Here is a 25602-nt window from a genome sequence, read left to right on the forward strand (position 1 = left end):
GTGATCGCGGACCCCGCGGCGTACTTGGGAGAGCGGTCGCGCGGGGAGGGCGTGAACGGGGTCGTGCGGGCCGGGCAGCGGAGCGCGTACGGGCCGGCGCTACCGAGCCGTGGGCGGCGTGGCAGGCGGGGTCACGGTGAGCGTACCTCCGACTGGTCCAGACCGGTGGTGCGGGTTGCTCAGCGCCAACTGGGCAGCGTGGCGTAGCCGGAGTCGTCGATGTGTTGTCCGGGGCCGCCGTCGAGGTCCTCGGGGAGCAGGCTCCAGACGATCAGGTCAGTGCGGATGTCGGCCCAACCACCGTCCTCGGTGCGCGAGCGGGCTATCCACGCGTTGCGCAGCACGCCCTCGCTGATGCAGCCGATCTTCTGGGCGACCTGCTGGGCGGCGGTGTTGTCGGCGGCGGTGCGCATCTCGAGGCGCTCGAAGCGTTGGGAGCGAAAGAGCCAGTCGGCGACGGCGAGGACGGATTCGCTGGCGTATCCCTCGCCCCTGGCCCAGGGGGCGGTGATGTAGGCGATCTCGGTGGAGAGGGTGCGCCAGTCGGTGTGGAAGAGGGTGACGACGCCCACCAGGCGCTGGGTGAGGAACTCGGAGACCGCGAAGACGATGCCGCGCCCCTGCGTGCGCTCGACCGGGGCGCGCCGGGTGATCCAGTCGCGGGCCCGGTCGGCGGTGTAGGGGTGGGAGACCGAGGTCCAGGCCACGATCTGCTCGTCGTTCATCATCTCGGTCAGCGGGAGGACGTCGGCCAGCTCCAAGGGGCGCAGCTCCAGCCGGTCCGTACTGATGGATACGTCCGGAAAGGTGCGTGTCATGCGCTGCTCCAACGCGGAGAGATGTATGTGCCCGGGGCCGTCTGAGTGCACCAGCATGCAGCATGCGGCGGCTCATGTGCCAAGCGCGACGGCCCCGCGCACGCCCGAGGGGTGCGCGGGGCCGTGGTCGGCGAGGGCGTGGATCAGCCCTTCGGGGCGCCGAACGCCGGGATGACGGCGCCCTCGTACTTGTCCTCGATGAACTTCTTGACCTCGGGCGAGTTCAGGAGCTTGGCCAGCTTCTTGACCCGCGGGTCGTCCTCCTTGCCCTTCTTGACGGCGAGGAAGTTGGCGTACGGGTTGTTCTCGGCCTTCTCCAGGGCGAGCGCGTCCGTGGCCGGCTTGAGCTTGGCGCCGATGGCGAAGTTGCCGTTGATGATGGCGGCGTCCACGTCGCCGAGGCGGGCCGGGATCTGCGGGGCCTCCAGCTCGGTGAGCTTCAGGCCCTTCTTGTCCTTGATGTCCTTCAGGGTGGCACCGCTGCCGACGCCCGGCTTGAGCTCGATCAGCCCGTTGTCGGCGAGCAGCTTGAGCGCGCGGCCCTCGTTGCTGACGTCGTTGGGCAGCGCGATCGAGTCGCCCGAGCCCAGGTCGGAGAGCTTCTTGACCTTGTTGGAGTAGAGGCCGAGCGGCTCGATCTGGACGTTGACGATCGGCACGATGTGGGTGCCGTTCTTCTTGTTGAACTCGTCCAGGAAGGGCTGGTGCTGGAAGAAGTTGGCGCCGACCTCACCGTTCTCGGTGGCGGTGTTCGGGAGGTTGTAGTCGTTGAACTCCTTCACCTGCAGCTTCAGGTCCTCCTTCTTCGCCAGGTTGTCCTTGACGAACTTCAGGATGTCGCCGTGCGGCGTGGGGCTCGCGGCGACGATGAGCGCCGAGTCCTCGTCGCCGCTGTCCTTGGAGTCGGAGGGCGCGCTGCACGCGCTGAGGGCGAGGGCGGCCGCGGCGGCGACCGCGGCGGCGGCGGAGAGCTTGATGGTGTTGCGCACGAAGAGTGCCTCTTTCTGGACGGATTCCAACCACTGGCTGTCGCGAGTGGTACGCCCGGCAAAGGGTCCGGGCTGGCGTGGGGACGGGGAGAGCGGTGTGGCGCGGGGGCAGCGGGTCAGCCGGTCCGTGGCTGGGCCGATGCCGTGGGCTCGTCGTCGGGCCGGCCGGCGCCGGGCGCCGTGGCGGCCTCGGGTTCGGCCTTGGTCACGACCGTCTGCTCGGCCGTGGCGGGGGCCTCGGTGGTGGCCTCGGCCGCCGTCGCGGGGGCGGTGCCGGCGGTGGCGAGCGCGGCGCGGTCGGCGACGTCGGGCGTGGCGGCCTTCGGTGCCGTGGCGTCGGGGGCCTTGCGCGGCCGGGGCAGCCGCAGCCAGCTCGCGCCGGCGGGGATGGTGCCGGTGCGGCGGCCGATGACGCGAACCACCACGTCGCCGATGAACTGCACGATGGTGACCACGACGACCAGCAGGATGACGGTGACCAGCATCAGTCGGTCGTCCGAGCGCTGGTAGCCGTTGACGATCGCCAGGTTGCCCAGGCCGCCGCCGCCCACCGCGCCGGCCATCGCCGAGTAGCTGATGAGCGTGATGACGGTGGTGGTCAGGCCCGCGATCAGGGACGGCAGCGCCTGCGGCAGCAGCACCTTGAAGACGATGGTCCAGGTGCCGCCGCCCATCGACTGCACGGCCTCGACGAGACCGCCGTCCACCTCGCGGATCGCGGTCTCCACCAGCCGGGCGAAGAACGGGATGGCGCCGATGGCCAGCGCGACCACCGCGGCGGTGGGCCCGATGGAGGTGCCGACGACGAAGCGGCTGAAGGGGATCAGCGCGACGATGAGGATGATGAACGGCAGCGAGCGGCCGATGTTCACGATGGCGCCGACGGTCTTGTTGACCACGACGTTCTGGAGCTGGCCGCCCCGGTCGGTGAGGACCAGGAGCACGCCGAGCGGCAGGCCGCCGAGGACGGCGTAGACGGTGGACCACCAGACCATGAACAGGGTGTCGAGGCTGGCGTCGTTCAGCGCGGGCCACATCTCGGACCAGGTCACTTGGCACCCTCCTCGGCCGGGGCGGCGACGGCCCGCGCGGAGGCGGTCGACGCGGCGGGGGACGCCGCGCCGTCGGGCGCGACCTCGACGTGCAGACCCTGCTCGCGCAGGAAGCCGATCGGCACCACATTCTCCTCGAACGAGCCGGGCAGTTCGATACGCATCCGGCCGACCTGGCGCCCGCCGATGGTGTCCATCGCCGCCCCGAGGATCGAGATGTCGATGTTGTACGTGCGCGCGAGCTGCGAGATGACCGGCTGGCTGGTGGCCTCGCCGAGGAACGTCACGTCCACGACGGTGCGGCCAGCGCCGGTGGCGTCGCCGCCGACCGGGAACAGCTCGCGCGCGAGCTCGGAGCCGGGGGTGGCGAGCAGTTCGGAGACGGTGCCGGTCTCCACGACCCGCCCGCCCTTCATCAGCGCGGCCGAGTCGCAGACGGTCTTGACGACGTCCATCTCGTGCGTGATGAGCAGCACGGTCAGGCCGAGCTGCTGGTTCAGGTCGCGCAGGAGCTGGAGGATCGAGCGGGTGGTCTCGGGGTCGAGGGCGGAGGTCGCCTCGTCGGAGAGCAGCACCTTGGGGTCGCCGGCCAGCGCGCGGGCGATGCCCACGCGCTGCTTCTGCCCGCCGGAGAGCTGCGCCGGGTAGGCCCTGGCCTTGTCGGCGAGGCCGACGAGGCCGAGCAGCTCGATCGCCTTGCGGGAGCGCTCCTTGCCGGATATGCCGAGGATCTCCAGCGGGAGTTCGACATTGCCCTGCACGGTGCGCGAGGAGAGCAGGTTGAAGTGCTGGAAGACCATGCCGATGCGGCTGCGGGCCTGGCGCAGCGCGGCGCTGGCGCGGTGGCTGTTGCCGGCGAGCGCGGTCAGGTCGGAGCCGGCCACGGTGACCGTGCCGGAGCTGGGGCGCTCCAGGAGGTTCACGCAGCGGATGAGGGTGGACTTCCCGGCGCCGCTCTGGCCGACGACACCGAACACCTCGCCCTCGCGGACGTGCAGATCGACGCCGTCGAGCGCGGTGACCTCGCGGCCTCGTGAGCGGTAGACCTTTGTCAGGCCCGTCGTGGTGATCACAGGGGGTTTCCGTCACTGTCGAGTGCGCGGCGGATGGAGTGCCGGCACGGGGCATTCATTGCGGAACACGGCATACGGAGTTCTCCGGCGAGCGCGGTCATCACTGTCCGGCTCCGGCTTCCGGCGGCGCGGGGCGCGTCTCGCGTCGTACGCGGTGCGCACGGACACGCTGCGGCGCGCGGTCTCGCTTCGGGGCGCGAGGCTCCGGCAGGGGCCCTCAGCGGTCACACATTCGACACATACAACGAGCACCGGGCGTCATGTTCGCCTCGGTCGCTGTGGCGCGGCTGCTCGTGGTGGTCATGCGGGCAAGTAAACCAGACACGCGCGTGGCTCGATCAAGCCTGTCCAAATGGCGGACTCGTCCGGTCAAGGCGTGGACAGCGCGTGATCATGGCCGTTCGTCGACGATCAATTCCAACCCATCGGCCCCGACCTGCACGGATACGCACGAAAGATCCTTTATGACGGCGTCCGCGTGAAGATCGTCCACGGGTGTGGTTGTGGTCAAGGCCACGGTCCTCATGCCCGCGGCCCGGCCCGCCGCGAGCCCGGCCGGGGCGTCCTCGAAGACCACGCAGCGGGCCGGGTCCACGCCCAGGCGTCGCGCGGCCAGCAGGAAGGGCTCTGGGTCGGGCTTGCCGCGCCGCACGTCGTCGGCGCAGACGAGCTGACCTGGCCGGATGCCCACCTCGGCGAGCCGTGCCGTGGCCACCCGGCGGTTGGCCGAGGTCACCACCGCCCAGCGGTCGGCGGGCAGGGCGGCGAGCAGGGTGGCGGTGCCGGGCAGCAGCGTCACGCCGCCGGCCACGTCCGCCGCCTCCAGCGCGTCGATGCGCGCCAGCGCGCCCGGTATCCGCTCGGCCGGCAGCAGGTCGCCGATGATGTCGACGGCGGGCCGGCCGTGCAGCTCGATCCGCGCGAACGCCTCGGCACTCACCCCGTACTCCCCTGCCCAGCGGGTCCAGCAGCGCCGCACCGAGGCCAGCGAGGAGACCAGGGTGCCGTCGTTGTCGAAGAGCAGGGCCGCCGCGGAGATCCTCATGGCGGGCCAGCGTATGCGCTGCCGTGGGATGCCCGGATGGCGCCCAGGGGGCGCGGGCCGGGGCCGGGCCGGGGGCCATTAGAGTCGTCGCATGGCTGTCAATCCCTGTGTGCGCCCCCGTCTCGCGCGCACCCCCGAGCGGAGGTGCCGGTGTTCGACGCGCTGACGTGGGCGGTCAGTCTGACCGCACTGGCCCTCGCCGCGTGGTGCGGCCACGCCGCCTATCTCGACCAGCCGACCAAGGACTGGCACTTCATCGGCATGGCCGTGGTGACGGTGCTGGCACTGGCACAGCTCGTGATCGGGATCGTCCGGCTGGCACAGGGGGACAAGCCCGACGACAGCACGACCGTCTTCGTGGCCTATCTGATCGGCTCCGCCTGCGCGATCCCCGCCGTCGGGTTCATGTCGCTCTCGGAGCGGACCCGCTGGGGCTCGGTGACGGTCGCCGCGGGCGCGGTGGTGCTCGCGGTGCTTGAGGTGCGGCTGTGGGACGTGTGGGAGGGCGGCCATGCCTGAGTCCGAGACGCCCGCGTCCGAGACCCCCGAGCCCGGGGCCGCCGGTCCGGCCGGCGCCGACGAGCCGGAGCGGCGCGGCCGACGCCTGGCGATCGGCGAGGGCCCGGGCCGCCTGCTCGTCCTGGTCTACGGCGTCTTCACCGTCGCCGCCGCCTCCCGCTCGCTCTACCAGCTCATCGCCCAGTACGAGGAGGCGCCGCTGGCCTACGTGCTCTCGGCCGTCTCGGCGCTGGTGTACGCGTTCATCACGGTCTCGCTGGTGCGCGGCGGCGAGGGCGCCCGGCAGGCGGCCCTGCTGTGCTGCGCGGCGGAACTGGTCGGCGTGCTCACCGTCGGCACCTGGACGCTGGTGGAACCCTCCGCCTTCCCGGACGCCACGGTCTGGTCGGACTACGGCATGGGCTACCTCTTCATCCCGATCTTCCTCCCGGTGACCGGCCTGCTCTGGCTGCGGCGGGCCCAGCGCGCCTAACCGGCGGCTGAAGCTCCGGCCAGGGCTCGGCCAGCGGGATGCGGCTCAACCGTGGGCGCGCCACGGGCCGCCGGTGTCATGGACGCCGGCGCGCAGCGCGCGGTGTTCCGGGGGCTCATGGTCTCTCGTCGAGAATTCTCCGCACGTGGGCGGCTTTCCGGGGGAGGCTGTGCACCAGGGCGTTCCAGAGGATGCCGTGGTCGACGGCGCCGTAGCCGTGGGCGACGAGGTCGCGCATGCCTTTCATCGCACGCCACCGCACCTCGGGATGCGACGCCGTGAACTCGCCGTCGAGGCGGTTCACCGCCTCCCCGATGCGGTGCAGGATCGCCTCGGCCGAGAGTCGGAGCATCTCATCGCCCTCGTAGGTGTCACGTCCGCGTGCGACGAGTCGGGCGCCGGTGGCGGCGAAGTCGAGGAAGTCGAGGAGGGTTTGACGGGTGCGTGCGTCCAGGGACTCCCGGTGGGGCGGTTCAGGCTGCACGGTGCTCACAGGGGCTTGGCCTCGGCCGTGATGGCGTCGTGGCTCCCGCGCAGGCCGCCCTCGCTGATGACGTCGACCTTGACTCCGAGGGTGTCCTCCAGATCCTGGGCGAGTTCGATCTGGTCGAACAGGGAGGCGTCGGGGGCGAACTTCACCAACAGGTCGAGGTCGCTTCCGGGGCGGTCCTCACCTCGGGCGACCGAGCCGAAGACCTTGACGCTCAGCGCCTTGTGGCGGGCGGCGAGCGCCTTCACCTCGGCTTTGCTCCGGGCCAGTGCGACGGACGCTCGCGGCTTGGCGGCGGCGGTGAGGCGTGCCAGCATCTTCGGCGACGGTCGGCGGGTGCCGTTCTCGTAGGCGGCGATGTTGGGCTGGGCGACGCCGGACAGTTGAGCCAGTTCCCGCTGGGTCAGTCCGGCGGCCCGGCGCATATCGACGAGCTGTGCTGGGGTGCTCTGAGATGCCATGGCGACCCCCCCCTCTCGATATCAACGATCTCGCGTATCGCCCGGCCCGCGCGGTAGCGGCCCGTGGTGGGTGAGAGGTCGCACGGGATGCGGCACCCCGTCGTGGCCCTCGTCCGGGCGCCGCCCGGCGAACGTCACGGCGGCCGGGCGGCCCGCGTCACGCGTGGGGCCGCGGCGGCCCGGCGTCCGTCGTCGTCAGGTGCGCTACCGCTGCCCAGCGTGCCGCACCGGCACCCGTCGGGCCGGCGGGTGTCGGCCCAACGGGTGACGCGGCGACGGGTGGGGGCACCGCCGGATTGAGCGGTGGTGCTACGCGCTCGCGGCGAACGCCTCGGCCGCGGCCCGCTTCTCCAGCGTGACGACGCTCAGCGAGCGGCTGACCCGCTCGGTGCCGACCTGCGCGTAACCGTACTTGCGGTACAGCCGCAGGTTGCCCTCGCTGCGGTGCCCGGTGCTGAGCCGGTACCGCTTGACCTGCTCGGCCGCCAACCGCATCTCGATGGCGGCCAACAGCCGGCCGCCGAGGCCGTGCCGCTGCATGCGGGGGTGGACGATCAGCCCGGCGATCGCGGCGGTTCCGTCCTCGTGCACGGCGCCCCGCACCGACCCGACGACCTCCTCGCCGAGCCGGGCCGCCAGCACCCAGCCGTTGCCCAGCTCGGCACGGAGGTCGTCGAGGGTTTGGGTCAGCGGCTCGATGGAGTAGTCGCCGTACAGCTCGGCCTCGCTCTGGTAGCAGAGGTACTGGAGCTTGAGGATCTGCTCGGCGTCCTGCTCGCTCGCCGGAGAGATGGTCACGCTCATGCCCATGTGCGCATGCCTCCTCTGTGTGTGCCCCGGCCGCGATGAGGGAGATGGTGCGGCGGGACGTGGGGTGCCCTGACAGGAGTCGCCGCGGGGTGGGCGTCGCCTCCGTGGCGCCGATTGTCTATCGCTCCATTCCCCAGGGTTCAGGAGCGGCAACCTCCGCCAGCAGCATTCTGCGCAGGCATCCAAGGCAACGGGAACGTACCGGCCCCAGACTCCCCTGTGAGATTCCCAACTCACCGGCGATTTCACGGTAGGTCGCGTCCCTGGTCGACATCATCGCCAGCAGCACTCTCGGACACCGGCCGGGCAGTCTGCGCACCGCGGCGCGCACCCGGCGCACCTCGTCGGCGGCCAGCGTCATCCCCTCGGTGTCCGGCGTGCCGAGCGGTACGGGCACGCCGTCGATCCCGTCGTACGGCACCTCCCACCGGGCCCGACGCCGCGCGCCCCTGGCCTCGGCCCGGATGGCGGCGCGCAGCCAGGGTGCCCAGCCGGCGGGCCGGGCCGGCGGGGTGCCCGTCCCGGCCCGTTCCAGGAGCCGTACCCATACCTCCTGTTCGAGGTCGGCGGGGTCGAGCCCGGCGCCGGCCGCCTCGGCCGCCGCCTCCGCGACGAGCAGCGGGCCGAGCGTCGCCAGTAACTGTTCGCCGCCCGGGGCAGCGGTGGCGGGCGCCGCGACGGGGCGCTCGCCGGGGGTGCGGGGCGCGGGGAGGGAGGGGTTCATGCCGCGCTAGACAGTGCCCCGCCCGCCGCCGGTTGCCGTCAACGGGCGGCGTCACCCGTCCGGGCAACGTCCGGCCGCGCCCTTGACGGGGCCTCACGTACGGCGCGCCCCGGGTCGGTGACGAGACCGACCCGGGGCGCGCCCGGCCGCCGCCGCTTCCCCCGTCGCGGCGGCCCACGCTCCGACGCGGGGTCAGCCTCCCTCCGAAAGGGGCTGTCCCCGCGCGAAGGCGGCTACTTCCCGACGAAGTCGGCGCGGGCGAGCAGCGCCGTGTCGGGGTGGTCCGAGAAGATGCCGTCGATGCCCTGCTCGAAGTAGAGCTTGAGGGCGCCGAAGGCGTCCCCGTACGCGGCCGGGTCGGTGCCCTTGCGGAAGTCCAGCGGCAGGAAGCTGTTCTCGTTGCGCATCGTGTACGGGTGCACGAGCAGCTTCCTGGCGTGGGCGTCGCGCACCAGCGTGGTGGGCGTGCCGAGCTTGCCGCTCTTGTCGCGCGGGATGACCAGCGACAGGTCCGGGCCGATGCCGCGCGCGAAGCGGGCGATCCACGCCAGGCCCTTCGGCGTGACCAGGTCGGCCACGGTGCGCGGGTCGCCGGCCTGGACGAAGTCCCAGGGGCGCGAGGAGGCGGAGGACAGCAGCACCACGCCGGGGCACGAGACCAGCTTGCTCAGTCGCTCGATGCTGCTGGGCTCGAAGGACTGGACGAAGTTGGGCGAGTTGTGCCGGTGCCGACCGTGGGCGCGCAACAGCTTGGCCAGCCGTGGCTCCAGCGCGAGGCCGATGTCGCGGAAGTAGGTGGGGTGCTTGGTCTCGATGTGCAGCCAGACGCGGCGCCCGCGCCGCTTGCCCTCGCGCTCGGCCCACTCCAGGACCTCGGCGAAGGTGGGCACCTCCCAGCGGCCGTCGTAGAGCGTGTTCTGCCGACGGGTGCCGGGGATGCGCTCGGTGGCGCGCAGGGTCTTCAGCTCGGCGAGCGTGAAGTCCTCGGTGAACCAGCCGGTGAGCTTGGCGCCGTCCACCGTCTTGGTCGTCTTGCGGTCCGCGAACTCCGGGTGCGAGGCGACGTCCGTGGTGCCGGTGATGTCGTTCTCGTGACGGCACACCAGGTGGCCGTCCTTGGTGGGCACCAGGTCCTGTTCGATGACGTGGGCGCCCATGTCGAGGGCGAGCTGGTACGCGCCGAGGGTGTGCTCGGGGCGGTAGCCGCTGGCCCCGCGGTGGGCGACGACCGTGGGCACCGGCAGGTCACGCCCGTGCTGGCCGTGTCCGTGGCCCCGGCCGGCGGCGGTGGCCGTGCCGGTGCCGGACCACACCATCGCTCCGGCGCCGATGGCGGCGGCGCCCAGTAGGGTGCGCCGTCCGGGCCGCTGCTCCTGCTCCATGCGTACTCCTCGTCTTGCCTGTTCGAGGGGGCGATCGTAGGCGCCCCCAGTTTGCGGGCCGTGGACATTCGTGCCAACGGCGCACGAACAGCCGTGGGCCTCGCCCTTCCACGTCGTGGGCCCGGTGTGCGCACAGGGGGTACTCGCGAGTATCGTCCTCACCTGCGCGGGGAGGCCGGTGGCCCGGTGGGCGAGCCGACCCCCCGCCGGGCGCGCACCTCGCGCCGCGTTCCGACCACCACCGACCGGAGGGTCCGTTGTCCCGCATCGTGCTGAAGGCGATTCTCGGAGTGCTCATGCGCGTCCTGTTCCGCCCGAAGGTGGAGGGGGCGGAGCGCATTCCCGGCGACGGTCCGGTGATCCTGGCCGGCAACCACGTCACCTTCGTCGACTCGTTGTTCGTCGCCCTCATCGTCAAGCGGCCGGTGTACTTCATCGGCAAGGACGAGTACGTGACGGGCAAGGGGCTCAAGGGCCGGCTGATGGCGTGGTTCTTCCGCACCAGCGGCATGATCCCGGTGGACCGGGACGGCGGGCACGGCGGCGTCGCGGCGCTGATGACCGGCCGTCGCGTGCTGGAGGAGGGCAAGGTGTTCGCCATCTACCCGGAGGGCACCCGCTCCCCCGACGGCCGCCTGTACCGCGGGCGCACCGGCGTGGCCCGGCTCGCCCTGATGACCGGCGCGGCCGTGGTCCCGTTCGCGATGATCGGCACCGACAAGGTGCAGCCCGGCGGCAAGGGCCGGCTGCACATCGCGCCGGTGACCGTCCGCTTCGGCGAGCCGCTGGACTTCTCCCGCTACGACGGCATGGAGCGCGACCGCTACGTCTTGCGCGCCCTGACCGACGAGGTCATGAGCGAGGTCATGCGCCTGTCCGGCCAGGAGTACGTGGACATGTACGCGACGAAGGCCCGGGCCGCGTAACCCGGTCCCCACCCGCGCACCCGTCCGCGCCCGAAACCCCGTCGCCGCCCGCCAGTTGAGTGATACTGGCGGGCGGCGCGCGTCTGGTGAGGGAGCAGTGCGCGTGAGAGCACTGGCGAGGGACGGCCCGCGACAGGTCGGCCCGTTCCGGCTGGTCGGGATGCTCGGCGGCGGGGGCATGGGCCGGGTCTACCCCGGACGCTCCGCGCAGGGCCGGACGGTCGCGGTGAAGACCGCGCAGGCCCGGGGGTGACCGGCGCGGCCGACGTGTTCGCCCTGGGCGGCGTGTCGACGTACGCGTGCACCGGCTCGGGCTCCTTCGGTCTGGCCGACCCGCGGATCCTGCTCCATCGCACGGTGCGCGAGGAGCCGCGCCTGGCCGAAGTGCCCGCCGGCCTGCGGGAGTTGGCGGCGCGCCGCCCGGCCGAGGACCCGGCCGCGCGGCCCGCCCTCGCCCAACTGGCCGTGGCGCTCGGGCCGCGCGCCCCGTACGCGGGCTGGCTGCCGGCCGCCGTCGCGCACACCTGCTGAGCCTGATGGCCGACGCCACACCGCCGGCGGCGGACGCCACGCCCGTGACGGCGCACACCCGGGCCCGGCCGGCGACCGTGGGCCCGGAGACCGGTGCGCCACGGCCGGCGTTCGGGCCGCCGCCCCCGCCGCCGGCCGCGACGCTACGGGCGCGGCGGCCCGGCCTTCCCGTCGCGGGGCGTGCCCCGGCCTGCCTCCGCCAGCGCCACCGCCTCGGCCGCGGTGTCGGCCAGCCGCTGGCCGCGCAGCAGGAACCAGGCGGCGACGGCCGTGGCGAGCAGCACCACGGCGCCCACCGAGGCCGCGATCCGCAGCCCGTCCACGAACGCCTCCTGCGCCGACGTCAGCAGGGCCTCCCCCTGCCCGGGGGCCAGTCCGTGCGAGGCTTCGACCGCGCCGCCGAGCGACTCGTGGGCCTCGGACGCCGCCTTGTCCGGGACGCCGCCGGGGGTCGCGAAGTCACGGTAGACGCCGGTGACGATGGAGCCGAGCAGGGCGATGCCGAGCGCCGCGCCCAGTTCGTACGCGGTCTCGGAGACCGCCGACGCGGCGCCGGCCTGGTCGCCCGGCACGCTGGAGAGGATCACGTCGGCGGTGACCGTGAAGGAGAACCCGGCCCCGACGCCGACGACCAGCAGCACCGCGCCGAGCAGCGGGTACCCGGTATCGCTCTCCAGCCAGGCCAGCGCGGCCAGCGCCAGGCCGACGGCCGCGAGCCCGCCGGAGACCACGACGCGCACCGAGAACCGGCGCGCGACCAGGCCGGCGACCAGGCCGGCGGAGACCGCGCCGACCGCGGCCGGCAGCTCGGCGAGCCCGGCCTCCAGCGGCTCCCGGTCCTGGACGAGCTGGAGGAACTGGGACAGGAAGAAGACCAGGCCGGACAGGCCGAGGATGGTCAGCAGGTCGGCGAGGACGGCCCCGGAGAAGCCGCGGTGGTGGAAGAGCCGCATGTTCAGCAGCGGCGACGGCAGCGTGAGCTGGCGGCGTACGAACCAGGTCAGGGCCAGCGCGCCGAGCACGCCCGAGCCGGCGACGTCCCAGCCCAGGCCGTGCGCGGCGGCCTCCTTGACGGTGTAGACGACGCCGATGATGCCGACCAGGGAGAGCCCCACGCTGGGCAGGTCCCAGGGGCCGGGCGAGGGGTCTCGTGACTCGGGCAGCAGCCGCATGCCGACCAGGACGAGCACGAGCATCACCGGCAGGTTGATCAGGAAGACCGAGCCCCACCAGAAGTGTTCGAGCAGGAAGCCGCCCACGACGGGGCCGACCGCCGCGCCGGCCGAGGCCGTGGCGCCCCAGATGCCGACGGCGAGGCTGCGTTCCCTGGGGTCGTGGAAGAGGTTGCGGATCAGCGCGAGGGTGGCGGGCATCAGCGTGGCGCCGGCGACGCCGAGCAGCGCCCGCGCCACGATCATCATCTCCGGACTGGTCGCGTACGCGTTGAGTACGGAGATCGCGCCGAACGCCACCGAACCGATCAGCAGCAGCTTCTTACGGCCGATCCGGTCACCGAGGCTGCCCATGGAGACGAGCAGACCGGCGATCACGAAGGAGTAGACGTCACCGATCCACAGCAACTGGGTGCCCGAGGGGCGCAGGTCCTCGCTGAGGAAGGGGGTGGCCAGGCCGAGCACGGTGGCGTCCACCGCGACCAGCAGCACCGCCAGCACCAGCACGGCCAGCGCCAGCCAGCGCCCGGGGCGCGAGGTCTCGGGGCTGGGGTGGGCGCCGGGGCCCGTCGTCACTATCCGACTGCTCATTGCTCCATGCTCCGTCGCACGCCGCCCAACAGCAGCTCGGCGATCAGTTTCTCGGTGCCCCTGGGGGCGATCCGCCCGGCGTGCACGGCCCAGGCAGCGGCCCCGACCAGGCCGTACAGCGCCTCCGTGCACCAGGCGGCGGTCAGGTCGACGCGGAACTCGCCGCTTTCCTGCCCGCGCCGGAACAGGCTGTTCATCCGCTCGTCCAGGCGGTCCCAGCCCGCGTGCGGCTCGCCCTCGAAGAGCTGGTTCTCGGTGGTGAGGAAGGCCAGCAGCGCGGCCTCGGGCTCGATGTGGGTGATCAGCCGGCGCAGCGCGCCGGTGGCGTCGCCCTCCTCGATGGCCGCGGCGTCCAGCGCCGCCTCGAAGCGCGCGATGCCCATCTCCTCCAGGGCCTCGATGAGCGCGTCGCGGCCCGCGAAGTGGCGGTGCAGCGTGGCGCGGCTGATGCCGGCCGCCTTGGCGATCTCGTCCAGCGAGGCCGTCGCCTTGCGGGTGAGCAGGGTCGCCGCCGTGCGCAGCACCTGGCTTTTGTCCACTGTCATGAGACAACCATACGACACATGAGACATTGATGTCTCACTCGGGTCGTCCACTCCGCGACCGGCCCACCGCATCGCCCCGGGCGGCGGGCACGCACGAGGCCGGGCAGGCTCTTGATGAGCCTGCCCGGCCTCGTGTGGCGCTGGAGCGCGGGCGCGCGCCCGCGCTTACCGCTTGGCCTCGGCCCAGTCCCGCTGGACGGCCAGGTCGGCCTTCACCTCGGCCAACTGGAGCGCGACGGCCGACGGCGCGGTGCCGCCGCGCCCGTCGCGCGCGGCCAGCGCGCCGGAGACGTTCAGCACGGTGCGCACCTCGGGCGTCAGGTGCGGGGAGATCGCGGCGAACTGCTCGTCGGTGAGCTGGTCGAGTTCGATGCCCGCCGCCTCGCACACCTTCACGCACTCCCCGGCGACCTCGTGCGCGACCCGGAACGGCACGCCCTCGCGGACCAGCCACTCGGCGATGTCGGTGGCGAGCGAGAAGCCGGCGGGGGCCAGCTCGGCCATCCGCTCCTCGTGCACGGTCAGGGTCGCCATCATGCCGGTGAACGCGGGCAGCAGGACCTCCAACTGGTCACAGGAGTCGAAGACCGGCTCCTTGTCCTCCTGGAGGTCGCGGTTGTACGCCAGCGGCAGCGCCTTGAGCGTGGCCAGCAGGCCGGTCAGGTTGCCGATGAGACGGCCCGACTTGCCGCGGGCCAGCTCGGCGATGTCCGGGTTCTTCTTCTGCGGCATGATCGAGGAGCCGGTGGAGAAGGCGTCGTGCAGCGTCACGAAGGAGAACTCCTTCGTGTTCCACAGGATGACCTCCTCGGCGATCCGCGACAGGTCGACGCCGATCATCGCCGTGATGAAGGCGAACTCGGCGGCGAAGTCGCGGGCGGCGGTGCCGTCGATCGAGTTGCCGGACGCGCCGCGCTCGAAGCCGAGGTCGGCCGCGACCGCCTCCGGGTCGAGCCCGAGCGAGGAGCCGGCGAGCGCGCCGGAGCCGTACGGCGAGACGGCGGTGCGCTCGTCCCACTGGCGCAGCCGCTCCGCGTCCCGGCCAAGGGCCTGCACGTGGGCGAGCACGTGGTGGGCGAAGAGCACGGGCTGGGCGTGCTGGAGGTGGGTGCGGCCGGGCATGGCGGCGTCCGGGTGCGCCTCGGCCAGCGAGACCAGCGCGTCCTGGAGGTCGGTGAGCAGCCCGCCGATGATCCGGGCGTGGTCGCGCAGGTACATCCGGAAGAGGGTGGCGATCTGGTCGTTGCGGGAGCGGCCGGCGCGCAGCTTGCCGCCGAGGTCGGGGCCGAGCCGCTCCAGCAGGCCGCGCTCCAGGGCGGTGTGGACGTCCTCGTCGGCGACGGTGCCCACGAAGGAGCCGGCCGCCACGTCGCCTTCGAGCTGGTCGAGCCCCTTGAGCATCCGGGTCAGCTCGTCCGCGGTGAGCAGCCCGGCGGTGTGCAGCACGCGCGCGTGCGCGCGCGAGCCCGCGATGTCGTACGGGGCCAGCCGCCAGTCGAAGTGGACGGAGGCCGAGAGGGCGGCCAGGGCCTCGGCGGGACCGTCGGCGAACCGGCCGCCCCACAGCCGGACGTCACCGCTGTTGCTGCTCAACTGTTGTCTCCTCGGAAAGGACGCTCGGGAAGTCAGTGTGCGACCGCCTCCCCGCCACGGGGGCGAGGAGGCGGTGGGCGCTGGCGAGGGTGGCGCTCAGGCCAGGTCGCGCTTGGCGGCGATCTTCGAGGACATGCCGAAGATCTCGATGAAGCCCTTGGACAGCGACTGGTCGAAGGTGTCGCCGGTGTCGTAGGTGGCGAGGTTGAAGTCGTACAGCGACCGCTCGGAGCGCCGTCCGGTGACGACCGCGCGGCCACCGTGCAGGGTCATCCGGATGTCGCCGGAGACCTGCTGGTTGGCCTCGGCGATGAAGCCGTCCAGGGCCCGCTTGAGCGGCGAGAACCACAGACCGTCGTAGACCAGCTCGCTCCAGCGCTGCTCGACCTGCCGCTTGTAGCGGGCCAGTTCGCGCTCGACGGTGACGTTCTCCAGCTCCTGGTGGGCGGTGATCAGCGCGATGGCGCCGGGCGCCTCGTAGATCTCCCGGGACTTGATGCCCACCAGACGGTCCTCGACCATGTCGATGCGGCCGATGCCCTGCGCGCCGGCCCGCTCGTTGAGCTGCTGGATGGCCTGCAGGACGGTGACGGGCTTGCCGTCGATGGCGACCGGCACGCCCTCCTTGAAGGTGATGATCACCTCGTCGGCGTCGCGCGGCGTGGCCGGGTTCGAGGTGTAGTCGTAGACGTCCTCGATCGGCGCGTTCCAGATGTCCTCCAGGAAGCCGGTCTCCACGGCCCGCCCGAAGACGTTCTGGTCGATGGAGTACGGCGACTTCTTGGTGGTCGCGATCGGGAGGTTGTTCTCCTCGCAGAAGGCGATGGCCTTGTCCCGGGTCATGGCGTAGTCGCGGACCGGGGCGATGCACTTCAGGTCGGGCGCGAGCGACGAGATGCCGGCCTCGAACCGGACCTGGTCGTTGCCCTTGCCGGTGCAGCCGTGGGCCACGGTGGTCGCGCCGTGCTTCTTGGCGGCGGCCACCAGGTGCTTGACGATGGTGGGCCGGGAGAGCGCGGAGACCAACGGGTAGCGGTCCATGTAGAGCGCGTTGGCCTTGATCGCCGGGAGGCAGTACTCGTCGGCGAACTCGTCCTTGGCGTCGGCGACCTCCGCCTCCACCGCACCGCAGGCGAGCGCGCGCTTGCGGATGACGTCCAGGTCCTCGCCGCCCTGTCCGACGTCCACGGCCACGGCGATGACCTCCGCGCCCGTCTCCTCGGCGATCCAACCGATGCAGACGGAGGTGTCAAGGCCGCCCGAGTAGGCGAGTACGACGCGCTCGGTCACGGGTTTCTCCTTACGGTGCATACGCTGACTGGCATAAGTATGCATCCCTCCGTATGTTTCGTCAACGCGCCGGGCCCGGGCGCGGCACGCGCCCCGACCGCGCCCGGAAACTCGCAGTTCCGCTACACAAACAATCGGAGAACATTTCACTTGTAGTGCAGAGTCCGCTCGGGCAGGGTGACACCGCCCCGACTCCCCAGGCCGGCTCCCTCCGGCACCCGACCGGACGAACGGACCATGAGACCCGCATCCCCCTGGCACGTCGCCGACTTCCGCACGCTGTTCACGGCCTCGGCCCTCAGCCAGCTCGGCACGCACATCAGCTACGTCGCGGTGCCTCTCATCGCCGTCTCCGCGCTCGACGCCTCCCCCGGCCAGGTCGGCGCCCTCGCCACGCTGAGCACGCTCGCCTTCCTGCTCATCGGGCTGCCCGCCGGGGCCTGGGTGGACCGGATGCGCCACCGCCGGGTACTGATCGCCGCCGACCTGACGCGGGCGGCGCTGTACGCCTCGGTCCCGGTGGCCTGGTGGCTGGACGCGCTCACGATGGGCCAGTTGTTCGCCGTCGTGCTGCTGAGCGGCTGCGCCACGGTCTTCTTCGACATCGGTTCGCAGAGCGTGCTGCCGCAACTCGTGGGCCGCTCGGCGCTGGTGCCGGCGAACGCCGCGGTCGTCAGCCTCAGCGCGGTCAGCAGCGTGGCCGGACGCGGCGCCGGCGGCGGGCTCGTCCAACTGCTGACCGCCCCCATCGCCGTGGCCTGCACCGCCGTCAGCTACCTGGCCAGCGCCCTGCGGCTGATCGCGATCCGCCACACCCCGGCCCCGCGCACCGGGCCCACCGTCCGGCTCCGGGCCCAGATCGCGGAGGGCCTGCGGCACGTGTTCGGCAACCCGGAGCTGCGCGCCCTCGCCCTGACGGCCGGCCTCGTCAACCTCGGCGGCCAGCTCATCAACACCATGCTCCCCGTCCTCTTCGTCCGGGACCTTGGCTACCCGGCGGGCGCGCTCGGCCTGTTCTGGGCCGCGGGCGGGGTCGGCCTCCTGCTCGGAGCGCGCTGCGCCCGCCGCGCCGCGGCCCTCCTCGGCTACGGCCGCACGCTGGGCCTGGCCGGCCTGTGCGTGGCGCCCGCCGGCCTGTTGATACCACTCCTCGACCGCGGGCCCTGGCTGTGGGTGGCCGGCGCGGGGTGGCTCCTTGTGATGTTCAAGACGGGCATGGACAACGTGCTCGGGGTCAGCCTGCGCCAGCACATGACCGCCGACGCACTGCTCGGGCGGATGAACGCCACCTTCCGCTTCGTCCTCACGGGCGCGCTCGCCGTCGGCGCGGCGGCGGCGGGCCTGCTCGGCGAGGTGGCCAGCGTGCGCGCCGCGCTCTGGGTGGGCGGCGCGATCCTCGCCACGGCGTTCCTCCCGGTCTTCCTCTCCCCGCTGCGCACCCGCCGCGACCTGCCCGCTCCCCAAGGGCCGACCGCGGGCACCCCGGCCCCGTCCGCCCCACTCGCGCCGTCCGCCCCGTCCGCGCCGACCCCCGCCGACCAGGGGCCGGGGGGTGCCGATCGGGCCGGCGAGCAGGCGTCGTAGGGCTACGGGCCTTGCCCGCCCGTCGCCGCCGGCGCGCGTCGGCCACGCCTGGCTCCGCCCCGGCCCGCCGCGGGCGAACCCGCGGAACACGAGGGCCGGCCCGGCTCCCGGCTCAGCGTCCCGCGCGCACGGTCTCGGCCAGGATCGTCGCGTGGCTGAGGTCGAGGTCCTTCGTCGCCGTCAGCAGGGTCAGGGTGCCGTGCCTGGCCCGGTCGTGGAGCTGGTCAAGGGCCTCACGGGCCGCCGGCTCCGCCAGTTCCGCCTGGTAGCGGCGGGCGAACTCGTCGCGGCGGGCCGGTTCGTGGCCGTACCAGCGGCGCAGTTCCGTGGAGGGTGCCGCGTCCTTGCACCAGTCGTCCAGGCGCGCCGCGTCCTTCGCCAGGCCGCGTGGCCAGATCCGGTCCACCAGGACGCGGGCCCCGTCGTCGGCCGTCGGCTCCTCGTACACCCGACGCACCCGCACCTTCGCCGCTCGGGCCATGATCGCCTCCAGTCATCGTCCAGTACCCCTCCTCATCATGCGAGGCATGGGAAAGACATACGAACGCATCGAGGGACGGCTGCGTACGTTCATCGAGGAGCAGAAGATCTTCTTCACCGCCACCGCGCCGCTGTCCGGCGAGGGCACCGTCAACCTCTCGCCCAAGGGCGTGGCGGGGTCGTTCGCGGTGCTGGACGAGCGGACCGTGGCGTATCTCGACTTCGCCGGCAGCAACGCGGAGACCATCGCTCACCTGCGGGAAAACGGCCGCATCACGTTGATGTGGTGTGCCTTCGACGGACCGCCGAACATCGTGCGGGTGCACGGGCGGGGCGAGCCCGTCTTCCGCGACGACCCGCGCTGGGCCGGTCTGTTGCGACACTTCCCCGCCGTCGACCCGGAGCCGCACGGGTTGCGGGCCGTCATCCTGGTGACCGCCGAACTCGTCCGGGACACCTGCGGCTACGCGGTCCCCCTGATGGACTACCGCGAGGACCGCGCGCTGCACGCCCGGCGCTTCGCGCGCGAGGACGACGCGTCGCTCGACGCGTACTTCCAGCGCAAGGAGCACATCGCCACGAGCATCGACGGCCTACCCGGGCTCCCGCTGCCGCTGCCGCCGTCCCCTCCCGGCGACCGCCCACAGGCGCCGCGCATCCCCGCGCCGCGTTCGCCCGACTGAGCGGGCGGCTCACCCGGCGCGCGGCCGGAGCGTCAGGTGCGCGGCGGCCAGCGACACGAGCAGCAGGCCGGCGCCGGCCGCCGCCACGGCCGAGCCGGCGACCAGGGCGCAGACCACGATGAGGGCCTGCGCCGCCCCGGCCACCAGCAGCGGCCGGCGCGCGGGCCCGGCCCCGCGCCCCGCGCGGGCGATGCCCCGGCAGGCCACGGCGTCCAACGCCACGACGACCACACCGAAGGCCAGGGCGGCGGCCACCAGGGCGTCGCTGGGGCCGCCGGTGGTCTCCTCCTCGGGCCCGATGCCACCCGCGAAGGTGGGCACGAACCAGAAGCAGTACCCGCAGACCACCACTATCTGGGCGACGAGCAGGACCTGGATCGCGTGCCGCGTCAGTCGGTGCGGGGTGCTCATCGTCTCATTGCCTCTCGTCGGTGAGGGGCGGGTGGGCGGAGTCCGCGGCACCCGCCCGCGCCGTACGGGCCCACGCACGGACGGGGTTGTCGCGTGGGTGGGCGAGGGCGTGTCGCGTGCGACCGTACTCGTCGGTGTGCGGCGGGCCGTCAGCGCTCCCACGCCCGCCGCAGCGCGTCGATCTCCTCCGGCGTGCTCTCGCGGGCGATGTAGGGGATGTCGAGCAGGTGGCGGGTGTGTTCCTCGCCCATCCGCTCGCGCACCACGCGGGCGTCCGCGAGCACCTGGGCGTACAGGGACGCGCCGTCCATGCAGAAGATGTCGATCAGCGTCAGACGGCCGTCCAGGGCACGGCGTACGTTCCCCGCGTTCAGGTCGATACCGTCCCACCAGGGCATGGACGCCCGGTAGGCGGCGTTGACGTCGCACGCGGCGCGGTGCGCGGCGGCGAAGTCGGGGTCGTCCGCCACCACGGGAGCCGGCACCACGGGACCGGCCGCCACGGAATCGCCCGTCGCGGGATCGGCTGTCCCGCGATCGGCTGTCGCGGGAGCCAGCTGCGCAGCCGCCGGCGCGTCCGGCGCGTCGCCGGCGGGCCCGGTCCGCGCGTGGCGGGTGGAGGCCGGTACGGGGGTCGGGCGCTCGTGCCACTGGCGTCGCACCGCGTCGGCCACCGGGGCCTCCACCGGTCGCAGGAACTCCATGACGGTCATCGTGCCGCCGCCGTCCAGCGCTTCGGCCCGCTCGACGCGCGGCAGGTAGGGGTTGCCGTCGCAGCGCCGGCACAGGTCGAGGAAGGCCGCGTACGCCGGGTCGAAGGGGCACACGCGGGCGGCCAGGTGACCGCTCGGCGAGCGCAGGCCCACCGCCCAGTCGCCGACGCCGCAGGGCGTCCAGCCGAGGCGGACGAGGTGGGCCGTCGCGTCCCGGTGCGTGCCCCGCGTCCAGGGGTGATCGGCGAGCGGGGCGAGGTCGGCGTGGGCGGGCGTGGCAGGGTCGAAGGTGCGCATCCGGGCAGCCTAGGAGGCGAAGTGCCGCCGAACACAACGGATTTCGCCCCTGCGCCACGCCGACGCGGCCCACCGCCGCGCGGCGGCCCGCTTGCGCCGCCCTACGTGCCCCGACGTGGCGTGACGTACCAACAGGGTGTGCGCCGAACGCCAGTTGGCCCGCGCGTGTGGGACCCGCGTGGCGCCAAGTTGTGGCAAGGTGTCGCGGTATCGGGGGAAGAGTGCGAGCCTGGAGCACGCCGACGAGCGCGTGCGTAAGGAGCTGACACATGTCCACAGAGAGCACCCGCGCCACCATCGACGCCTATCTGGCCAAGACCCGAGCCCGTGACCTGGACGGCGCGGTGGCGCTGTTCTCCGAGGACGTGGACTGGGACGCCCCAGCCTCGGGCGCGGCGCCCTGGTCGGGCCGGCGGTCCTCGCGCGCCGAGGTCGCCGAGTTCTTCCGACTGCTGCACGAGTACCTGGCGCCGCAGGACTTCACCGTCACGCACACCGTGGTCGAGGGAGACCACGGCGTGATCATCGGCCATCTCACGGACACGGTGAAGGCCACCGGCGCGACGCTGGCCACGCCGTTCGCGGCCCATGTCACCGTGCGCGACGGGCAGATCGTCGGCTATCGCCTCTTCGAGGACACGCACGCCCTGGCCAAGGCGCTCAGCGGGGTCCCGGGCCCGCCCGGCACCGACGGGGCGACCGCCCCCGCCGGCTGACGGGCCGTCCCCCGCGCCCGGCGCGGCCGTCGTCGCCCCACGCGTGCCGTGTCCACGTGTCACCGCGTCGACGTGTCGACAGGCCCACGCCCCCGGCGTATGGACCCACCCCGACGCGGCCCCGCCTCCGACGCCCCAGCGCCGCCCCGGCGTACCCGATCCACTCCACCCGTCCGACCTGCCCCACGTATCCGAGAAGCCACCGACCCACCGCCCCCGGCAGCCGCCGACCCGGCTCGCCGGACGGGCGGGTCCCCCTACGTCGACCTGTCGCGTGCCCCGCACCGGGGCGCGCCGATCGGTAGCAGGAGCACCAGGAAAGGCCCCGATTCCATGAGCCTCAACGACACGCTGTCCCAGCCGGCGGTGCGCGCCTTCGTGGCGGCCGTGAACGCCTGCGACCGCGACGCCCTGTGGGCCGCGCTCACGCCCGACGCGTCCATGACCGACGACGGGAAGGAGCACAACCTCGTCGAGTGGGCCGAGCGGGAGATCTTCACCTCGCACCCGCGCATGGACGTCGAGTGGGAGTCGGCGGACGGGCTGTCGCTGCGGGCCCGCTACCACAACGACATCTGGGGCGACCTCTCCTCCGCGTGGACGTTCACCCTCACCGAAGGGAAGATCAGCCACTTCGCGGCCGGGCCCGCCTGAGGTCGGCCGCCCCGGGCGCGGGCCGGTCGGCCGGCGCCCGGGGCGGGCGGCGGCAGCGCGCGGCAACCGGGGCGCCCGCTGACCGCGTCTCACCCACACACACGGCGATGGGCAGGGGAGAGGAGCCGGGTGAGCCACCCTCCGGGGGGAGCAGCGAACACGGCGGGGAGCGCGACGGTACGCCTGCGGCTGCTCGGACCGGTGGGCGTCGACGTCGACGGGCGCGAGGTCAGCCTCGGGCCGCAGCAGTGCGCGCTGCTCGCCCTCCTCGCGCTCGCGGGCGGGCGGGCGGTGAGCACCTCGCGGATCGTGGACGCGCTGTGGGAGGGGGCCGCGCCCGGCGGCGCCGTGACCACGCTGCGCACCCACATCCTGCACCTGCGGCGCATCCTGGAGCCCGGGCGGCGGGCCAGGGACGGCTTTCGCGTCCTGGTGAGTTCGGGTGGCCGGAGCAACACCAACTACGCGCTGCACCTGGCCGAGCGGGACGTGGACGCGCTGTGGTTCCTGCGCCTGGCGCAGCGGGCGCGGAGCGCGTTCGCAGAGGGCGACGCCGCGGGGGCCGTCGCGCACTGGGACGCGGCCCTGGCGCTGTGGTCGGGCCCGCCCCTGGACGGGGTGCGCGACCGGGGCTTCGCACTGGCCGAGGCGGAGCGGCTCACCGAGATGCGGGTGGTGGCCCGGGAGGAGCGGGTGGACGCGCTGCTCGCGCTCGGCCGCGACGAGGAGGCCGTCGACGCGCTCGGCACGCTGGTCGAGGAGCAGCCGCTGCGGGAGCGGCCCCGCGCCCAACTCGTCCTCGCGCTGTACCGGGCGGGCCGGCAGGCCGACGCGCTCGCCGCCTACCAGGACGTGCGGCGCGTCCTGGACGTGGAGCTGGGCATCCAGCCCGGCCGGGCGCTCCGCGAGCTTCACCAGCGGGTCCTGAACGCGGACCCGGCGCTCGACCTCGACGCGGCGCCGGGCCCGGCCCCCGGTCCGACGGCGGAGCCGGTCGGCGAGCCGGCGGCCCCGGCCGCGCCGGCGCCCGTGCCGCGCCAACTCCCGGTGGACGTGGCCGGGTTCACCGGGCGCGCGGAGCGGCTGCGGGAGTTGGACGCCCAACTCGCCGTACGGGCCCAGGCGGCCGACCAGACGCTGGTGATCTCCTCGGTCTCCGGGATGGCCGGCGTGGGCAAGACGGCGCTGGCCGTGCACTGGATGCACCGGGTGGCCGACCAGTTCCCCGACGGGCAGCTCTACGTGAGCCTGCGCGGCTACGCCCCGGGCGCGCCGCTGGCGCCGGACGAGGCGCTGGGGCAGTTGTTGCGCGCCCTGGGGGTGCCGCCGGGGCACCTGCCGGAGCAGCCGGACGAGAAGGGCGCGCTGTACCGGTCGCTGCTGGCCGGGAAGCGGGTCCTGGTCCTGCTGGACGACGCCGCCGCCCTGGAGCAGGTCCGGCCGCTGCTGCCCGCGTCCCCCACCTGCTGCGTCGTGGTCACCAGCCGCAACGACCTGCGTGGCCTGACCGCCTTCCACGACGCGCACCACATCGACCTCGGCGCCTTCCAGGAGGAGGAGTCGCTCGCGCTGCTGGCCCGCGTCATCGGCTGGGAGCGGGTACGCGAGGAGCCCGAGGCCGCCGCCGAGGTGACCCGGCTCTGCGGCCACCTGCCGCTGGCCGTGCGCATCGCCGCCGCCAACCTGCTGGGCAGCCGGGGGCGCGGCGTCGCCGACCTGGCCGCGGACCTGCGCGAGGGCGACCGGCTGGCGGAGTTGTCGACGGGCGAGGAGTGGGAGACGGCGGTACGGGCCCCGTTCGACCTGTCGTACCAGGCGCTGCCCGAGGCGGACCAGCGGCTGTTCCGGCTCCTCGGTCTGATGCCGGGCGCCGAGTTCTCCACCCGCGCGGCGGCGGTGCTGGCCGGGCTGCCGGAGCGGGAGGTCGGCCGGCGGCTGGACCGGCTGTGCGCCAGGAGCCTGCTGGAGTCCTTCCGCCCCGGCCGCTTCCACCTGCACGAGCTGCTGCGGCTGCACGGCCGCGAGAAGGCGCTGAGCGCCGCCGACCCCAAGGAGCGCGAGGCCGCCACCGGGCGGCTGTTCGCCTGGTACCTGGCCACCGCCGACAGCGCGGCCCAACGGCTGTACGGGACGTTCTACTCGTGGTTCGCCGAGCCGCCGCCCCCGCCCGACGACCCGCTGGCGGCACCCCAGTCGTTCGCGGACAAGCACGCGGCGCTCGCCTGGTTGGAGACCGAGCGGGGCAACCTGCTGGCCTGCGTCGAGCACACCGCCGAGCACGGCCCGTACGTGATCGCTTGGCGGATCTCCCTGGTCCTGCACGGCTACCTGATGGCGCACGGGCAGCGCACGGACTGGCTGCGGGCCGCCGACGCCGGCCTGCGCGCCGCCGACGCCGACCGGGACGACTACGGGCGGGCGGTCATGCACTGGAGCCTGGGCTACGTGCACTGGGAACTGGCCCAGCACGAGGCGGCGCTGTGGCACAGCGCGCGGGCCGAGCGGTTGTACGAGGAGGCCGGGCTGCTGGCCGAGAAGGGCGGGGCGCTGCTCGGGCTCGCCGCCTCCAGCCGGGAGCGGGGCCAGTTGGACGCCGCGCACCGGCACGGGCTGCGGGCGCTCGAGGTCTACCGTGCGGTGGCGGAGCCGGCCGGGGAGATCTGGGCGCTGGCCCTGCTCGGCTTCGGCTGCCTGGACCGGGGCCACTACGCGCGGGCGCACGCGTACTTCACCGAGGGGCACGGCCTGGGCCAGGGCTCCAGCGATCCGCACGCGGCGCTGCTGCCGCTGTGGGGGCTCGGCGCCACGCTGCACGGCCTGGGGCGGTTCGCGGAGGCCAGCCGGATACTCCGAAGCGCGCTCGCGGAGGCCGATCGGCTGCCGTCCACGTACGCCGGCGAGGGCGTGCTGTGCTGCCTGGCGCTGCTCTGCCGGGACGCGGGCGACCCGCGGATGGCGGTCAAGCACGCGTCGGACGCCCTGCACACCACGCAGCGCACGCACCGCAGGCTGGTCGAGCCCGACGCGCTCAACACCCTCGGCGCGGCGCTGCTGACCATGGACGACGTGCCCGGCGCGATCGACCGGCACGAACAGGCGCTGCGCCTGGCGACGGCGGCCGGTTGCCGCCGCGCCGAGGTGGCCGCCCGCACCGGCCTCGCCGCCGCCTACCGGAGCCGGGGCACCTACCGCGAGGCGATGTCCCACGCGCACAGCGCGCTGACCCTGGCCCGGCAGGTGGGGTTGCGCGTGGCGGAGGGCGAGGCGCTGACGGAGTTGGCCGCCGTGCGCGGGGCGTTGCGCCACCACGAGAAGGCGCGGGAGGCGGTGGAGCACGCCGTGCTCATCCACCGGGAGACGGGCTGCCGCCCCGGCCTGGCCCGCGCCCTCGACCTGGCCGGCGAGCTGCTCCAGGGGCGCAACTCACGCGCGGCACAGCGCTACCAGCGCGAGGCCGCCGAGGTGTACGCGACGATGGAGCTGCCCGGCCAGCCCGGGCCCGGCGCGGCCCACGCGGAGTCGAGCTGAGCGGGGTCGGGTCGGGTGCCGGGCCGAAGTGCCGGACGGGGTGGGGCCGAACC

General features: G+C 73.5%; 26 protein-coding genes and 1 pseudogene. 10 read left to right on the forward strand and 17 right to left on the reverse strand.

The genetic code is table 11. The annotated features are described in order from the left end of the window. Positions 1-179: 179 nt before the first annotated feature. The 5 genes and pseudogenes from H7H31_RS04320 to H7H31_RS04340 form a co-directional block, all read right to left on the reverse strand. On the reverse strand, positions 180-818 hold the full coding sequence (locus tag H7H31_RS04320) for a GNAT family N-acetyltransferase (protein WP_176164952.1): 639 nt from the start codon (positions 816-818) through the stop codon (positions 180-182). 143 nt (positions 819-961) lie between these two features. Continuing rightward, positions 962-1807, reverse strand: coding sequence for a MetQ/NlpA family ABC transporter substrate-binding protein (locus H7H31_RS04325; RefSeq protein ID WP_187063690.1), 846 nt, complete (start codon positions 1805-1807; stop codon positions 962-964). Between the two features lie 389 nt (positions 1808-2196). After that, positions 2197-2859, reverse strand: a pseudogene (locus H7H31_RS04330) (methionine ABC transporter permease); the annotation flags it as partial. Continuing rightward, positions 2856-3932 carry a methionine ABC transporter ATP-binding protein gene (locus H7H31_RS04335; protein ID WP_187063692.1) on the reverse strand — a complete coding sequence of 359 codons (1077 nt, stop codon included), beginning with the start codon at positions 3930-3932 and terminating at the stop codon, positions 2856-2858. The pseudogene H7H31_RS04330 and the gene H7H31_RS04335, both read right to left, overlap by 4 nt. A gap of 391 nt (positions 3933-4323) precedes the next feature. After that, positions 4324-4977: an HAD-IA family hydrolase gene (locus H7H31_RS04340; protein WP_187063693.1), complete on the reverse strand. Its 654-nt coding sequence runs from the start codon at positions 4975-4977 to the stop codon at positions 4324-4326. Between the two features lie 150 nt (positions 4978-5127). Here H7H31_RS04340 and H7H31_RS04345 point away from each other — a divergent pair, with 150 nt between their 5' ends. Both H7H31_RS04345 and H7H31_RS04350 read left to right on the forward strand, forming a co-directional pair. Beyond that, entirely contained in the window at positions 5128-5496 is a 369-nt protein-coding gene (locus H7H31_RS04345) for a hypothetical protein (RefSeq protein ID WP_176164947.1), read from the forward strand. Beyond that, positions 5489-5968 carry a hypothetical protein gene (locus H7H31_RS04350; RefSeq protein WP_187063694.1) on the forward strand — a complete coding sequence of 160 codons (480 nt, stop codon included), beginning with the start codon at positions 5489-5491 and terminating at the stop codon, positions 5966-5968. Before H7H31_RS04345 ends, H7H31_RS04350 begins: the two co-directional genes overlap by 8 nt. A gap of 115 nt (positions 5969-6083) precedes the next feature. Here the strand turns inward: H7H31_RS04350 and H7H31_RS04355 are convergent, their stop codons facing one another. The 5 genes from H7H31_RS04355 to H7H31_RS04375 form a co-directional block, all read right to left on the reverse strand. Continuing rightward, positions 6084-6452 carry a HepT-like ribonuclease domain-containing protein gene (locus H7H31_RS04355; RefSeq protein WP_187063695.1) on the reverse strand — a complete coding sequence of 123 codons (369 nt, stop codon included), beginning with the start codon at positions 6450-6452 and terminating at the stop codon, positions 6084-6086. 5 nt (positions 6453-6457) lie between these two features. Further along, entirely contained in the window at positions 6458-6919 is a 462-nt protein-coding gene (locus H7H31_RS04360) for a helix-turn-helix domain-containing protein (RefSeq protein ID WP_187063696.1), read from the reverse strand. Between the two features lie 309 nt (positions 6920-7228). After that, positions 7229-7729: a GNAT family N-acetyltransferase gene (locus H7H31_RS04365; protein ID WP_176164944.1), complete on the reverse strand. Its 501-nt coding sequence runs from the start codon at positions 7727-7729 to the stop codon at positions 7229-7231. A gap of 118 nt (positions 7730-7847) precedes the next feature. After that, positions 7848-8453 (reverse strand): RNA polymerase sigma factor, encoded by a 606-nt coding sequence (locus tag H7H31_RS04370; protein WP_232109680.1) that lies wholly within the window; start codon positions 8451-8453, stop codon positions 7848-7850. A 233-nt stretch (positions 8454-8686) separates the two neighbouring features. After that, on the reverse strand, positions 8687-9835 hold the full coding sequence (locus H7H31_RS04375; RefSeq protein ID WP_187063697.1) for a glycerophosphodiester phosphodiesterase: 1149 nt from the start codon (positions 9833-9835) through the stop codon (positions 8687-8689). A gap of 257 nt (positions 9836-10092) precedes the next feature. On the opposite strand from H7H31_RS04375, the gene H7H31_RS04380 reads away from it, so the two are divergent. The 3 genes from H7H31_RS04380 (at position 10093) to H7H31_RS04390 (ending at position 11292) form a co-directional block, all read left to right on the forward strand. Further along, on the forward strand, positions 10093-10761 hold the full coding sequence (locus H7H31_RS04380; RefSeq protein WP_187063698.1) for a lysophospholipid acyltransferase family protein: 669 nt from the start codon (positions 10093-10095) through the stop codon (positions 10759-10761). Between the two features lie 103 nt (positions 10762-10864). After that, positions 10865-11014 carry a hypothetical protein gene (locus H7H31_RS04385; RefSeq protein ID WP_187063711.1) on the forward strand — a complete coding sequence of 50 codons (150 nt, stop codon included), beginning with the start codon at positions 10865-10867 and terminating at the stop codon, positions 11012-11014. Beyond that, a complete protein-coding gene (locus tag H7H31_RS04390; protein WP_187063699.1) occupies positions 11011-11292 on the forward strand; it encodes a protein kinase family protein in 282 nt (93 codons plus the stop codon). The genes H7H31_RS04385 and H7H31_RS04390 overlap by 4 nt, the downstream gene beginning before the upstream one ends. Positions 11293-11435: 143 nt before the next feature. On the opposite strand, the gene H7H31_RS04395 is transcribed toward H7H31_RS04390, so the two are convergent. The 4 genes from H7H31_RS04395 to H7H31_RS04410 form a co-directional block, all read right to left on the reverse strand. Then, the gene (locus tag H7H31_RS04395; protein ID WP_187063700.1) at positions 11436-13055 is read right to left on the reverse strand and encodes an MFS transporter; all 1620 of its coding nucleotides are present in this window, start codon (positions 13053-13055) and stop codon (positions 11436-11438) included. Then, complete coding sequence (locus H7H31_RS04400) at positions 13052-13600, reverse strand: TetR/AcrR family transcriptional regulator (protein WP_187063701.1); 549 nt, start codon at positions 13598-13600, stop codon at positions 13052-13054. The genes H7H31_RS04395 and H7H31_RS04400 overlap by 4 nt, the downstream gene beginning before the upstream one ends. 165 nt (positions 13601-13765) lie before the next feature. Then, positions 13766-15193 (reverse strand): argininosuccinate lyase, encoded by a 1428-nt coding sequence (gene argH, locus H7H31_RS04405; RefSeq protein WP_187063702.1) that lies wholly within the window; start codon positions 15191-15193, stop codon positions 13766-13768. A 96-nt stretch (positions 15194-15289) separates the two neighbouring features. Continuing rightward, positions 15290-16483, reverse strand: coding sequence for an argininosuccinate synthase (locus tag H7H31_RS04410; RefSeq protein ID WP_187063703.1), 1194 nt, complete (start codon positions 16481-16483; stop codon positions 15290-15292). Positions 16484-16720: 237 nt separating this feature from the next. Between H7H31_RS04410 and H7H31_RS04415 the strand changes: the two genes are divergently transcribed. After that, positions 16721-18067: an MFS transporter gene (locus H7H31_RS04415; RefSeq protein WP_187063704.1), complete on the forward strand. Its 1347-nt coding sequence runs from the start codon at positions 16721-16723 to the stop codon at positions 18065-18067. A 112-nt stretch (positions 18068-18179) separates the two neighbouring features. Here H7H31_RS04415 and H7H31_RS04420 read toward each other — a convergent pair whose 3' ends face one another. Further along, positions 18180-18548 (reverse strand): DUF488 domain-containing protein, encoded by a 369-nt coding sequence (locus H7H31_RS04420; RefSeq protein WP_187063705.1) that lies wholly within the window; start codon positions 18546-18548, stop codon positions 18180-18182. Between the two features lie 46 nt (positions 18549-18594). Between H7H31_RS04420 and H7H31_RS04425 the strand changes: the two genes are divergently transcribed. After that, a complete protein-coding gene (locus tag H7H31_RS04425; protein WP_187063706.1) occupies positions 18595-19230 on the forward strand; it encodes a pyridoxamine 5'-phosphate oxidase family protein in 636 nt (211 codons plus the stop codon). A 9-nt stretch (positions 19231-19239) separates the two neighbouring features. On the opposite strand, the gene H7H31_RS04430 is transcribed toward H7H31_RS04425, so the two are convergent. Next, entirely contained in the window at positions 19240-19641 is a 402-nt protein-coding gene (locus tag H7H31_RS04430) for a hypothetical protein (RefSeq protein ID WP_187063707.1), read from the reverse strand. A gap of 149 nt (positions 19642-19790) precedes the next feature. Beyond that, positions 19791-20651 carry a hypothetical protein gene (locus H7H31_RS04435; protein ID WP_187063708.1) on the reverse strand — a complete coding sequence of 287 codons (861 nt, stop codon included), beginning with the start codon at positions 20649-20651 and terminating at the stop codon, positions 19791-19793. 269 nt (positions 20652-20920) lie between these two features. Here H7H31_RS04435 and H7H31_RS04440 point away from each other — a divergent pair, with 269 nt between their 5' ends. The 3 genes from H7H31_RS04440 (at position 20921) to H7H31_RS04450 (ending at position 25549) form a co-directional block, all read left to right on the forward strand. Then, positions 20921-21367, forward strand: a complete 447-nt coding sequence (locus H7H31_RS04440) for a nuclear transport factor 2 family protein (protein ID WP_187063709.1) — start codon at positions 20921-20923, stop codon at positions 21365-21367. 333 nt (positions 21368-21700) lie between these two features. Further along, positions 21701-22021, forward strand: a complete 321-nt coding sequence (locus tag H7H31_RS04445; protein WP_187061750.1) for a nuclear transport factor 2-like protein — start codon at positions 21701-21703, stop codon at positions 22019-22021. A 129-nt stretch (positions 22022-22150) separates the two neighbouring features. Then, positions 22151-25549, forward strand: coding sequence for an AfsR/SARP family transcriptional regulator (locus tag H7H31_RS04450; RefSeq protein WP_187061751.1), 3399 nt, complete (start codon positions 22151-22153; stop codon positions 25547-25549). Positions 25550-25602 lie beyond the last annotated feature (53 nt).

This window comes from Streptomyces buecherae (genome assembly GCF_014295035.1).
GTDB lineage: Bacteria > Actinomycetota > Actinomycetes > Streptomycetales > Streptomycetaceae > Streptomyces > Streptomyces youssoufiensis.

Bases quoted from the DNA above. Each gene is read 5' to 3' on its own strand.
- H7H31_RS04400 (WP_187063701.1), bottom strand. From the start codon at position 13,600: ATGACAGTGGACAAAAGCCAGGTGCTGCGCACGGCGGCGACCCTGCTC.
- H7H31_RS04440 (WP_187063709.1), top strand. From the start codon at position 20,921: ATGTCCACAGAGAGCACCCGCGCCACCATCGACGCCTATCTGGCCAAG.
- H7H31_RS04370 (WP_232109680.1), bottom strand. From the start codon at position 8,453: ATGAACCCCTCCCTCCCCGCGCCCCGCACCCCCGGCGAGCGCCCCGTC.
- H7H31_RS04365 (WP_176164944.1), bottom strand. From the start codon at position 7,729: ATGGGCATGAGCGTGACCATCTCTCCGGCGAGCGAGCAGGACGCCGAG.
- H7H31_RS04395 (WP_187063700.1), bottom strand. From the start codon at position 13,055: ATGAGCAGTCGGATAGTGACGACGGGCCCCGGCGCCCACCCCAGCCCC.
- H7H31_RS04415 (WP_187063704.1), top strand. From the start codon at position 16,721: ATGAGACCCGCATCCCCCTGGCACGTCGCCGACTTCCGCACGCTGTTC.
- H7H31_RS04360 (WP_187063696.1), bottom strand. From the start codon at position 6,919: ATGGCATCTCAGAGCACCCCAGCACAGCTCGTCGATATGCGCCGGGCC.
- H7H31_RS04430 (WP_187063707.1), bottom strand. From the start codon at position 19,641: ATGAGCACCCCGCACCGACTGACGCGGCACGCGATCCAGGTCCTGCTC.
- H7H31_RS04445 (WP_187061750.1), top strand. From the start codon at position 21,701: ATGAGCCTCAACGACACGCTGTCCCAGCCGGCGGTGCGCGCCTTCGTG.
- H7H31_RS04320 (WP_176164952.1), bottom strand. From the start codon at position 818: ATGACACGCACCTTTCCGGACGTATCCATCAGTACGGACCGGCTGGAG.
- H7H31_RS04420 (WP_187063705.1), bottom strand. From the start codon at position 18,548: ATGGCCCGAGCGGCGAAGGTGCGGGTGCGTCGGGTGTACGAGGAGCCG.
- H7H31_RS04435 (WP_187063708.1), bottom strand. From the start codon at position 20,651: ATGCGCACCTTCGACCCTGCCACGCCCGCCCACGCCGACCTCGCCCCG.
- H7H31_RS04350 (WP_187063694.1), top strand. From the start codon at position 5,489: ATGCCTGAGTCCGAGACGCCCGCGTCCGAGACCCCCGAGCCCGGGGCC.
- H7H31_RS04375 (WP_187063697.1), bottom strand. From the start codon at position 9,835: ATGGAGCAGGAGCAGCGGCCCGGACGGCGCACCCTACTGGGCGCCGCC.
- H7H31_RS04425 (WP_187063706.1), top strand. From the start codon at position 18,595: ATGGGAAAGACATACGAACGCATCGAGGGACGGCTGCGTACGTTCATC.
- H7H31_RS04340 (WP_187063693.1), bottom strand. From the start codon at position 4,977: ATGAGGATCTCCGCGGCGGCCCTGCTCTTCGACAACGACGGCACCCTG.